This is a genomic window from Roseofilum acuticapitatum BLCC-M154 (assembly GCF_030068475.1).
GTDB classification, from domain to species: Bacteria; Cyanobacteriota; Cyanobacteriia; order Cyanobacteriales; family Desertifilaceae; genus Roseofilum; species Roseofilum acuticapitatum.
In genome coordinates, this window is record NZ_JAQOSP010000002.1 from 1 (window position 1) to 12,302 (window position 12,302).

The following is a 12,302-nucleotide window of genomic DNA, read 5'->3' on the forward strand; positions in this document are numbered from 1 at the left end:
TCATGAATCCAAGCTACTCGGATCAATTCCCAATTCCCTCAGTTTTTCAGCCAACTTTGCCACTTGTTCCTGAGCTTCGCGAGCCTGTTGCTGTGCTTCTAAAGTTTGCCTTTGAGCTTGCAGAGTTTCTTGCCTTGCTGACAACAATTGCTCTTCTGGAGTCAAATAGCGCTCTCCTTGTTCATCGTACCAATACAACCATTTGAGCAAGCTAGGAATTAAATCTTGTAGTTCGTTATCCACTGGGGTATCGTCAGAGTCGGGCAGGTCTTCGGCCGAAGGGAGGTCAGCTTTCGGATTGTAGTAGAGTATCATCGGTTTTTCAGTGATGGGATGGTGCTTTGATTGTAGCAATAGTGGGGTCTGAGAGGAGTGCGAGCATCTTGCTCGCTTTTGACCTCTAGTGCTTGCTCGCTTTTGATCTCTAGCGAGCGAGACACTCACACTCCCGAAAACCTCAAGCCCTATTTGAGTTGTTCTCCTCAGACTTACGTTCACTTAATGTAAGAAATGGCGCATTCCGGTAAACACCATCACAATGCCTAACTCATTGGCTGCGGCGATCGAATCCTTATCCCGCAGACTGCCCCCAGGCTGAACGATCGCCTCAATACCAGCCGCCGCAGCCGTCCGTACTGAGTCGTCAAAGGGGAAGAAAGCATCACTACCGAGTGTGGCCCCACGGGCCTTCTCTCCCGCTTGCTCTAGGGCAATTTGCGCCGCTCCGACGCGGTTCATTTGACCTGCTCCCACCCCGCAGGTGGTTTGATTTTTCGTCACCACGATCGCATTCGATTTCACATGCTTGACCACCTTCCAGGCAAAAAACAGCTCTTCTAACTGCTCTGGAGTCGGTTGTTTTTCCGTCACCACTTGCCACTGATCCGGGGTGCTAATGGTGCGATCGCTCTGTTGCAACAAAAACCCACCCGCAATACTCTTAATCATCACCTGGGGCCCTTGCATCAGATCCGGTAAAACTAACACTCGTAACTTCGACTTCTTGTGTAAAATATCCTCAGCCTCCGGATCGCAACCCGGAGCCACCACGCATTCTAGGAACATCTTTTTCAACTCCTCGGCCGTAGCTTTATCTAGGGGTTTATTCAGGGCCACAATCCCCCCAAATGCCGAAGTGGAATCCGCCGCTAACGCCTTCTGATAAGCCTCTACCAAAGTATCCGCCACCGCCAGACCACAGGGATTCGTATGTTTCAAAATTGCCACGGCTGGCCGATCCGTAAACTCAGTAATAATTTGCCGCGCCGCTTCCAAATCCACCAAATTGTTATAGCTCAGTTCCTTACCTTGCAGTTGTCTGGCTCCAGACCATCCCTCTTTCCCCGTCCCCGTCTGATACCAAGCGGCGCTCTGGTGGGGATTTTCCCCATAGCGCATAGTTTGCCGCTTCTGTCCCGATAGGCTAAATTCAGGGGGTAATAATTCTTCCTTCTGATGGGTAAGATAAGCAGTAATGGCTCGGTCATAGGCAGCAGTATGGGCAAAAGCTTTAATTGCCCGTTCTTTCCGAAATTCTGCGGAGGCTTTACCCCCCTGTTGACGCAGTTCAGTTAAATAAGCCTCATAATCCGTCGGATCGCAAAGTACGGTTAAATGGGCATAATTTTTAGCCGAGGCTCGCAGCAAAGTTGGGCCGCCAATATCGATATTTTCGATCGCCTCTTCTAAACTCACATCCGGTTTGGCGATCGTCTGTTCAAACGGGTATAAATTCACCACCACCAAATCAATCGGGCGAATCTGATTATCCGCTAACTCCTGAAGATCCCTATCGAGATTGCGTCGGGCTAAAATTCCCCCATGAATGCGAGGATGCAGCGTTTTCACCCGGCCGCCTAAAATTTCCGGCGATCCCGTATAGTCAGAAACCTTCGTTACCGTTAATCCAGCTTCTTGTAGGGTTTTTGCTGTACCCCCACTACTGACTAAATCAAATCCAAATTCTTCTACCAAACTCCGGGCCAGATCTACCAGTCCTGTTTTATCCGATGTGCTGAGAAGGGCGAGAGGAGCCATAATCTACTTATTCCATGATTGATGCGCCATGTTTAAGGATACAGCAGGGGTTTATGGGCAATTAGAAATTAAACCTTAAAATTCTTGCCCGTTATATCAAGTTCGCTTATTCATGTCCGCGAAGCGGAAATACCCTAATTAAAAATCCAGGGAGCAAGATGCTCCCACTCCAGTCATATCAAAGAATTCGAGGAGTGCGGGCATCTTGCCCGCTTCTTAACACATTTTCATGTCCGCTTGCGGAAACCGGACTTGATATTAATCATGGGTTTCAATTGGGGAATATCTGTGCTATGATTCTTTAGGTTAAGGGCACGTAGCTCAGTGGATAGAGCACCAGATTCCGGTTCTGGGTGTCGGGGGTTCAAATCCCTCCGTGCTCGTTAGTTTGCAATCCTTACGAGAGCAGCATTCTCACCGACGACACCCTGTCCAGAACGGGATGCCTATGCCTAAAATCTGCCTAAATTCACCATAGCACTCCCCCCGTTGGGTAGGCTCCAACTCATCAGGGGAGTAGTAAGCCACAGTTCCTAGCTCTGATAACCCCTCTTCCCTTAAATCAAGCCCCATTCCGCCTCCTGGCATCATAAAAAAGTTGATATACAATCGTTTTAACCCCTATTAGTGGTTAATGGTTAATTGCCCTATGTTTCCTCCTTATTCCGATCGCCGTTGGCATATTTGGATCGATCGCGGCGGCACGTTTACCGATTTGGTTGCCCTGCGTCCTGATGGTCAAACGGTGGTGCATAAGCTGCTCTCAGAAAATCCAGAATGCTATACAGATGCTGCCATTCAAGGCATCCGGGATCTGTTAGGGGTGGGAGCAAATGAACCGATTCCCAGTCAGGAAATTGCCGTGGTGAAAATGGGAACAACGGTGGCGACGAATGCCTTACTAGAGCGCAAAGGCGATCGCACCGTTTTGTTAATCACCCAAGGCTTTCGGGATGCCCTGCGTATTGGCTATCAAAACCGCCCGGATCTGTTTGCCCAACAGATTAAATTACCAGAATTGCTCTATGAAGAGGCGATCGAAGTCCAAGAGCGTGTCAGTGCCCAGGGACAAGAATTGCAACCGGTTAACCCGATCGCTCTTGCACCTCAACTCCAAGCAGCTTACGATCGCGGAATTCGCAGTTGTGCGATCGCCCTTTTGCATGGCTATCGCTATCCCCAACATGAGCAGCAAGTGGCGCAACTCGCCGAGAAAATTGGCTTTACTCAGATCTCCATTTCCCATCAAGTCAGCCCCCTGATCAAACTCGTCAGTCGGGGGGATACCACTGTCGTCGATGCTTATCTTTCGCCCATCCTCCGACGCTATGTGAATCAAGTGCAAGACCAACTTCAAGGACAATCGGCAGATCCGGTGAATCTGATGTTTATGCAGTCCAATGGCGGGTTGGTGGATGCCGATCGCTTCCAAGGTAAGGATAGCATCCTATCGGGGCCAGCCGGAGGCATTGTCGGAGCCGTGAAAACCAGCGCTCAAGCCGGGTTTGAGAAAATTATTACCTTTGATATGGGCGGCACATCCACGGATGTCGCCCATTATGACGGAGAATATGAGCGACAATTTGATACCGAAATTGCTGGGGTAAGGGTGCGATCGCCCATGATGGCCATTCACACGGTGGCCGCTGGTGGCAGCTCTGTGGTCTTCTTCGACGGTTCCCGTACCCGCGTCGGACCGGACTCTGCCGGTGCAAACCCCGGCCCCGCCTGCTATCGCCGAGGCGGCCCCCTGACCATTACGGACTGTAATGTACTGTTGGGTAAACTCAATCCCCGCTTTTTTCCGGCGGTGTTTGGCGAAGAGGGTAACCTACCCCTAGATGGCGAGCGGGTGCGTGCAGAGTTCCAATCCTTGGCTCAGGAAATACAAAAAGCAACTGGAGAATCACGTAGCCTGGAAGAGGTGGCGACCGGGTTTATTGCGATCGCCATCGAAAACATGGCCAATGCCATCAAAAAAATCTCCCTGCAACGGGGTTATGATGTCTCCGGTTATACTCTCTGCTGCTTTGGCGGTGCAGGGGGACAACATGCCTGTCAACTCGCCGATACATTAGGCATCCGGCAAATTGTCATTCATCCCTACGCTGGAGTCCTTTCAGCCTATGGCATGGGATTGGCTGATATTCGCATCATGCGCGAGCAAACCATTGAGCAAGAATTGAGCGATGGCTTAGTGGTAGAGTTGCAAGATTCAGTCATTCCCCAGCTCGTAAAAGAAGCCAAAGAAGACCGATCGGCACAATCTGGCGATAGCGAAGAAATTCTCATTAAACTCCATCTTAAATATGAAGGTAGTGATAGCCCTTTGTTGGTTAATTTTTCCGATTCTTCCCTAGAAAATCTCAAACAAGACTTTGAGCATCAACATCAGCAACGCTATGGATTTACCCTAACCCAAAAAGCCTTAGTGGTGGATATGATTTCCGTGGAACTGGTGCAAACCATGACTCATCCCGAACCGGAAATTCAAGAGCCAGTCACGGATCGTTTACCCTCAGAAATTGCAAGAGTCCCGGTTTATTGTTCCCTACAAAATCCCCTAGGGGCGGGTTCACCAATATCTTCACTTCCCCACCAAGATATCCCTGAACCCGCCCCTACAGCAATAGGTTGGCAATATGTGCCAGTTTATGAACGGAAAAAATTAGAACCTGGACATACCATAATTGGCCCAGCCTTGATTATTGAAGCTACCGGAACTAATTTCATTGAAAGCGGTTGGCAAGCGCAAGTGCATCCCCGTGAACATTTGGTGTTAACCGCTTCCTACCGAGATGTAGGGGCGGGTTCACCAATATTTGTGCCTCCCCACCAAGATCTTCGTAAACCCGCCCTTACACCTGGGTGGGAAACAAAACCAGTGAACCAAGATCCGGTGCTGTTGGAGATTTTCAATAACCTATTTGGGGCGATCGCCGAACAAATGGGCGTAACCCTACAAAATACAGCAGTTTCCGTCAATATTAAGGAGCGTTTGGACTTCTCCTGCGCCCTCTTCGATCCTGAAGGCAACTTAGTCGCCAATGCGCCCCATATCCCCGTTCATTTAGGCTCCATGAGCGAAAGCGTAAAAGCCTTAATTCAGGATAAAGCAAATGACATTAAACCAGGGGATGTTTATCTGTCTAATAATCCTTATAATGGCGGAACCCATTTACCCGATATCACCGTAATTACGCCAGTCTTTTTACCTCAAAATCCTAGAAAACCCTCCTTTTATGTCGCTTCAAGGGGACATCATGCCGACCTCGGAGGCATTACCCCCGGCTCCATGCCCCCCTACAGTCAAACCATTACAGAAGAGGGGATTTTATTCGATAATTTCTTGTTGGTTACCGAGGGTAAGTTTCAAGGAGATTTACTGATCGATAGGTTATTAGCACCGCCCTATCCTGCTCGTAACTATCAACACAATTTAGCCGATTTGCAAGCACAAATTGCCGCTAATAATCAGGGTGTTCAGGAATTGATCAAAATGGTCAATCAGTATGGACTCAATACCGTACAAGCCTATATGGGATATGTGCAAGATAATGCAGAACAGGCCGTGAGGACGGCGATCGCCCAATTATCCAACGGTGAATTTACTTATGAATTCGATCATGGTGCAGTCATCCATGTGACCCTCACCGTTAACCAGCAAGAAAGAACCGCAACCATCGATTTTACCGGCACATCCGCCCAACTCCAAAATAACTTTAATGCTCCCACTGCTGTCTGTCAGGCTGCCGTATTATACGTCTTCCGTACCCTGGTTAACGACCCCATACCCCTCAATGCCGGTTGCTTGAAACCTCTAAACCTCATTATTCCAGAGGGTTCCATGCTCAACCCCCAATATCCGGCTGCCGTCGTTGCGGGCAATGTAGAGACTTCCCAGGCGATCGTTGATACTCTCTATGGCGCATTAGGTATCCTTGCCGCTTCCCAAGGAACCATGAATAACTTCACCTTCGGCAACCCCGATTATCAATACTACGAAACCATTTGCGGCGGTTCTGGCGCTGGCCCCACATTCCACGGCACAGACGCGGTGCATACCCACATGACCAATTCAAGGCTGACCGATCCAGAAGTCCTAGAACACCGCTTTCCCGTCCGTTTGGAAGAATTTGCCATCCGTCCCGACAGTGGCGGAAAAGGGCAATTTTGCGGCGGTAATGGCATTGTGCGCCGTATCCAATTCCTAGAACCCATGACTGCGGGTATTCTTTCTAACCATCGCAAAATCCCCCCCTTTGGTCTCGCGGGTGGAGAACCAGGAGCGGTTGGGCGTAACTGGATTGAGCGCAAGAATGGTTATACGGAAGAACTCGATAGCATCGCTACTGTAGAGTTAGATGCAGGGGAGAAAATCACCATTGAAACCCCAGGAGGTGGAGGATGGGGGGTTGGGGAATAGGGAGATGGGGGGATGGGGAGATGGGGAGATGGGGAGATGGGGTGATGGGGGAATGGGGAGATGGGGGAATGGGGAGATGGGGGAATGGGGAGATGGGGTGATGGGGGAATGGGGAGATGGGGTGATGGGGGAATGGGGAGATGGGGTGATGGGGTGATGGGGGAATGGGGAGCAAGATGCTCCCACTCCAGTCATATCAAAGAATTCGAGGAGTGCGGGCATCTTGCCCGCTTCTTATCAAAGAATTCGAGGAGTGCGGGCATCTTGCCCGCTTCTTATCAAAGAATTCGAGGAGTGCGGGCATCTTGCCCGCTTCTTAACAAATTTTCAAGTCCGCTTGCGGAAACCGGACTTGATATAACCCATTACCCAAGTTGTTATTGTCATAGATTGAAAAAAAAGAAAGACGGTTGATTAAACTTCAACCGTCTCAATTTAAGTTAAATGCCAGGGTTAACTTTGGCGTTCCTTAATCTGTCGCCTTGGTTAGCACCGGAGTCTGTCGATCTTCGGCAACAATCTTGACCTGTCCAGACTCATCGATATCAACCGTCGCTGTCGTTCCCTCACCGACTCGACCAGAGAGCAGTTCTTCGGCTAAAGTGTCTTCCAACAGGCGCATAATCGCCCGACGCAGGGGACGCGCACCGTAGGCAGGATTATATCCCTCTTCAATTAACCGGTCTTTGAACTTATCGGTCACTTGCAAGGTAATGTCTTTTTCGGTTAAACGCTTGAAGACATCCTTGAGCAAGATTTCGGCAATTTCTTTGACTTCTTGTTTGTTCAACTGACGGAAGACGATGATTTCATCTAACCGGTTGAGGAACTCAGGACGGAAGTAGGCTTTGAGTTCTTCATTCACTAAGGAACGGATGCGGTTATATTGGGCATCTTCGGCGTTGTCCTCGAACTCGAACCCAAGTCCACCACCACCTTTTTCGATCACTTTAGACCCGATGTTACTGGTCATGATCAAGAGGGTGTTCTTGAAGTCTACGGTGCGTCCTTTCGCATCGGTTAAGCGACCATCTTCTAGGATTTGCAGCAGCATGTTGAAGATGTCGGGGTGTGCTTTTTCGATTTCATCGAAGAGAACGACGGTATAGGGACGACGGCGGACGGCTTCCGTGAGTTGCCCCCCTTCGTTGTAGCCGACATATCCGGGAGGGGAACCGATCAGTTTGCTGACGGTGTGCCGTTCCATGTATTCGGACATATCCAAGCGAATCATGGCTTCTTCGGAGCCGAAGAAGTAGGAAGCCAGAGCTTTGGTTAACTCGGTTTTTCCAACCCCGGTGGGCCCGGAGAAGATGAAGCTGGCAATGGGTCGGTTGGGGTTTTTCAGACCAACACGAGCGCGTCGGATGGCACGGGAGACGGCTTTGACGGCATCTTCTTGACCGATAATCCGAGTATGGAGGGTGTCTTCCATATGCAGGAGTTTTTCGGATTCGGTTTCGGTGAGTTTGTTGACGGGAACGCCTGTCCAGGAAGCGACGATATGGGCGATATCTTCCTCGGTAACCACGGGGTCATCGTTGACGGAGCCTGCGTCTTTGCCTTTGTTGGCGATGGTGCGAATTTGGGATTTGAGTTCCATTTCGCGATCGCGTAATTCCCCAGCTCGATCGAAGTCTTGGGAGCGTACTGCGTCATCTTTTTGCTTGAGAACTCCGCGCAATTCGCGATCGAGTTCTTTGGCTGCGGGGGGCAGTTGGGAGTTGATTAAGCGCACCCGCGAGCCAGCTTCATCGATCAAGTCGATGGCTTTGTCGGGCAGATAGCGGTCAGAAATATAGCGATCGCTTAATTTCGCGGCTGCCTCTAATGCTTCATCGGAAATTTTCAGCTTGTGGTGTTGTTCGTACCTCTCGCGCAATCCGTGCAAGATCTCGATGGTTTCGTCTACGGATGGCTCACCCACCATTACCGGTTGAAAACGCCGCTCTAGGGCTGCATCCCGCTCGATATGTTTGCGATACTCATCTAGGGTGGTGGCTCCAATACACTGGAGTTCGCCACGAGCGAGGGCGGGTTTGAGGATATTGGCGGCATCGATCGCCCCTTCTGCTGCTCCTGCTCCGATTAAGGTATGGACTTCATCAATCACCAGGATTACATTGGCTGCCGAGCGGATTTCATCCATAATTTTCTTCAGCCGCTCTTCAAACTCGCCTCGGTACTTGGTTCCAGCTACCAGCAGACCGATATCGAGGGTAACCACGCGCTTATCTTCCAGGATATCCGGGACATCACCATGGGAGATGCGTTGGGCTAATCCTTCGGCGATCGCCGTTTTACCCACCCCTGGTTCGCCGATCAGTACCGGGTTATTTTTTGTCCGCCGACCCAAGATTTGGATCACCCGTTCAATTTCCGTTTGCCGACCGACCACCGGATCGAGTTTTCCTTCAGCGGCCAACTGGGTTAAATTCGACCCAAATTCATCTAATGTCGGGGTTTTATTGGAGGATCTGCCCCCCACGGCAGAAACTTCCGCAGTTTCACCGAGCATCCGGATCACCTGAGTACGAACCTTAGACAGATCCACGCCCAAATTCTCCAATACACGAGCGGCTACCCCTTCACCTTCGCGGATCAACCCCAAAAGTAGATGCTCTGTGCCAATATAGTTATGGCCCAATTGCCGAGCTTCTTCTAAGGATAACTCTAGAACTCTCTTGGCTCTGGGGGTAAACGGAATCTCTACGGCGACAAATCCCGAACCCCGACCGATGATCTTTTCGACCTCAATCCGGGCATCTTTAAGATTAACCCCCATGGATTTGAGGACTTTCGCGGCTACTCCCGTCCCTTCTCCGATTAAACCGAGAAGGATCTGTTCTGTACCCACGAAGTTGTGACCCAGGCGGCGGGCTTCCTCCTGAGCTAACATGATCACCTTAATGGCTTTTTCTGTGAAGCGTTCAAACATGGCGTTTTCCCATCACCTGCTGCTTTCTGGTAAGCTGATTCTAGCATAGGAAAATCGTTAGGCTATTGTGCGGTCAGTAACAGAATTTGGGCCGGTTTTCCGCCCTTCTCTGGGAAATGGGGATCGAGATGGGGGGATTACTGATTACTCATCGGTAATCAGTACGGTATTTTTCTCTCTTTTGAGCGTCAATCCTCAATCACTGGGGTTCAGGGTATTCGGATCGATCCCCATGGCTTGCAAGCGCTCCTGTAGTTCTTGTAATCTAGCTTCAGCAGTATTAGCCCGTTCCCGCTCCTGTGGTGCTAACTCTTGAGAGAGTAGAATCAAGTTACCTTGGGCATCAAAGAACCGTAACCAAGGCGCATTTTCCTTAGTCAGCGTTCCATCCCAAACGCCTAACCATAACTCCAAACTCTCACACCATAACCATCCCCGTTCATCAGGGACAATTTCCTGATAGCGGCCATTGGTGTCTAAATGCCATCCTTGCAAAGACTGGCGATCGAAGGGATTATAAACAAAATAATCCCGTGTTCTAAAGGTTTGCTCATAGATATCTTTTTTCGGGCCGACATCCTCCCTTGCGGTTGAGGGGGACATCAATTCAACAATGACATCCGGATAACGTCCGTCCTCTTCCCAAACCACCCAACCTTGACGCTCTTTTGTGCCATCTACATTTAAGGCTACAAAAAAATCAGGCCCTCTAAAATCGCGATCGCGGGCTTGCCGACTGCTGTAATAGATAAACATATTTCCACCAGTAAAATAGTCATCGCGTCCTTCATAAATTTGGTGGATGGCTTCAATCAGGACATTCATGGCGATGCGATGGCGATTGCTTTCCAATGTCTCTCCGTCATCAAAAATTAAGTCAGTAGGGGGTAAAGGAGGAGTCCATTCTTGCTCGGTTTCAGTTTCTAAAGTTTGGGTCAGTTCAACAGACATGGCTCACCTTTTGAATCATGGACTATTGGGTTGGATAGCGTAGCATGTCGGTTCCTGTCCGCGAAGGAGAAAGGACAAGCATCTTGCTCGCTAGAGAAAGGCAGCGAGCAAGATGCTCGCACTACACTTATTTATTGTCTCATTTTATATCAAGTCCGGTTTCCGCAAGCGGACATGAAAATTTGTTAAGAAGCGGGCAAGATGCCCGCACTCCTCTAATCCCTTGATATTGCTGGAGTGGGAGCGTCTCGCTCCCTAAGTTTTTAATCAGCGTCTCGCTCCCTAAGTTTTTAATCATGGTATTTCCGCTTCGCGGACATGAACAATCGGACTTGATATGAGTGTAGGGTGGGTTAGGCGGCTAAAACCTAGACTGTGATAGCAATCTCTCAATCCGCCGTAACCCACCATTTTAGGGTTATCACGGCACTAGAAGGACGGGATTTCAGTTCTAAATTTCTGATGAGTTAACTTTAATCCTATCTGTATCCCGACTTCAAAAGCTACCGTAAATCCTCTGGTGTATTGCAGTTGTGGAGCATCTGAGCAATTGTGGCATCTACGGGTAAGGGTTGGACTTGAATGGAGGATAACCACTGTTGAAAGGAGTTACCCCCATTCTGGAGAAAGGAGGTTAAGTTAGGTTGAAGCTGAGAACGATAAAATCCACACAAGGGTTCCCAGTGCTTTCCCTGGCGAGGAACAAGGGCTAAGGTAGATTCTGGAAGGTTGGCGAGGGGGTCAATCCAGAGCTGTAAAAGGGTGGGGTCTAGGTTGGGCAAATCGCAGCCTAGGAGGAATATCCAGGGATTTTGAATGGTTTCCCAAGCTTGGGAGAGGGCGACTAAGGGCCCTTTTCCGGGATCGGATTCGATGATCCATTGGCACTCTTGGGGGGCGATCGCCTGATAACGTTCTGGCCAAGGAGTAACAATATACACATTTTGGGTACATTGTGCGGCCACTTCTGCTACCCGTTGCAGCAAAGGCACGCCATCCCAGGGGATCAGAGCCTTATCCTCTCCCATGCGGGAACTTTGCCCCCCGGCTAAAATGATACTGGCTACTGTAGCACTGGGAAATTGAGACATGAGTTATTGATAGCTAACTGCGGTTCCACTGGCTGCAACCATGAGCATACTATTCCCGCCAGAAACGGAAATGGTTTCATAATCGAGATCGACACCGATAACGGCATTTGCGCCCATTTTCTGAGCTTCAGCCATCATTTCTCTCATGGCTGTTTCTTTGGCTTCCCGGAGCGATCGCTCATAGGCTCCCGATCTCCCACCCACAATATCACGAATACCGGCAAAAAAGTCTTTGAAGATATTCGCCCCTAAAATGGCTTCTCCACTGACCACACCATGGTAAGTGGTGATCTGATATCCTTCTAAGCTATCTGTGGTTGTAACGAGCATAATAGAACTCCTGACGCGATCGTACTAGCTTAATTTTAACGGATAGTTTCAATCCCTAATAGGGATTTAGGTTGATTTCAACCCACGTGGGGATTTACATTGGGAATGGGGAAATGGTTGTTTCAATCCCTCATAGGGATTTAGGTTGATTTCAACAACTATGAAGTAAAGGCTCGTAGCTACAACGGTAAAGTTTCAATCCCTCATAGGGATTTAGGTTGATTTCAACCGTATGATTTTGCCAGAGCGATGCACAATCGCTCGTTTCAATCCCTCATAGGGATTTAGGTTGATTTCAACGGTGATAGGGATGGGTCAAAGGGGTAGTTATCAGTTTCAATCCCTCATAGGGATTTAGGTTGATTTCAACGGGCGATCGCGCTTTCCCTCAATTGGTTAATGCGCCTCTGGTTTCAATCCCTCATAGGGATTTAGGTTGATTTCAACGACAGAAGTCAATTCACCCCTAATGATTGGAATTTCGTTTCAATCCCTCATAGGGATTTAGGTTGATTTCAACTCGCTATAG

General features: G+C 49.3%; 7 protein-coding genes, 1 tRNA gene and 1 CRISPR repeat array (1 of these 9 running past the window's edge). Of the genes, 2 read left to right on the plus strand and 6 right to left on the minus strand.

From position 1 onward, the window contains the following. On the minus strand, positions 1–315 hold the full coding sequence (locus PMG71_RS00135; protein ID WP_283751598.1) for a hypothetical protein: 315 nt from the start codon (positions 313–315) through the stop codon (positions 1–3). A gap of 183 nt (positions 316–498) precedes the next feature. After that, positions 499–2,037: a bifunctional phosphoribosylaminoimidazolecarboxamide formyltransferase/IMP cyclohydrolase gene (gene purH / locus PMG71_RS00140; protein ID WP_283751599.1), complete on the minus strand. Its 1,539-nt coding sequence runs from the start codon at positions 2,035–2,037 to the stop codon at positions 499–501. A 310-nt stretch (positions 2,038–2,347) separates the two neighbouring features. Between purH and PMG71_RS00145 the strand changes: the two genes are divergently transcribed. Together PMG71_RS00145 and PMG71_RS00150 are read left to right on the plus strand one after the other, a co-directional pair. Next, positions 2,348–2,420, plus strand: a tRNA-Arg gene (locus PMG71_RS00145). A 266-nt stretch (positions 2,421–2,686) separates the two neighbouring features. Beyond that, positions 2,687–6,463, plus strand: coding sequence for a hydantoinase B/oxoprolinase family protein (locus tag PMG71_RS00150; RefSeq protein ID WP_283751600.1), 3,777 nt, complete (start codon positions 2,687–2,689; stop codon positions 6,461–6,463). A gap of 469 nt (positions 6,464–6,932) precedes the next feature. On the opposite strand, the gene PMG71_RS00155 is transcribed toward PMG71_RS00150, so the two are convergent. From PMG71_RS00155 to PMG71_RS00170, 4 genes are all read right to left on the minus strand, one after another. Further along, positions 6,933–9,401, minus strand: coding sequence for an ATP-dependent Clp protease ATP-binding subunit (locus PMG71_RS00155; protein WP_283751601.1), 2,469 nt, complete (start codon positions 9,399–9,401; stop codon positions 6,933–6,935). A gap of 195 nt (positions 9,402–9,596) precedes the next feature. After that, complete coding sequence (locus tag PMG71_RS00160) at positions 9,597–10,352, minus strand: Uma2 family endonuclease (RefSeq protein ID WP_283751602.1); 756 nt, start codon at positions 10,350–10,352, stop codon at positions 9,597–9,599. A 503-nt stretch (positions 10,353–10,855) separates the two neighbouring features. Then, a complete protein-coding gene (locus PMG71_RS00165) occupies positions 10,856–11,443 on the minus strand; it encodes a molybdenum cofactor guanylyltransferase (protein ID WP_283751603.1) in 588 nt (195 codons plus the stop codon). Between the two features lie 3 nt (positions 11,444–11,446). Continuing rightward, a complete protein-coding gene (locus PMG71_RS00170) occupies positions 11,447–11,773 on the minus strand; it encodes a heavy metal-binding domain-containing protein (RefSeq protein ID WP_283751604.1) in 327 nt (108 codons plus the stop codon). A gap of 45 nt (positions 11,774–11,818) precedes the next feature. Then, positions 11,819–12,302: a CRISPR direct-repeat array (repeat unit 37 nt; unit sequence GTTTCAATCCCTCATAGGGATTTAGGTTGATTTCAAC); it runs 939 nt beyond the window's last position.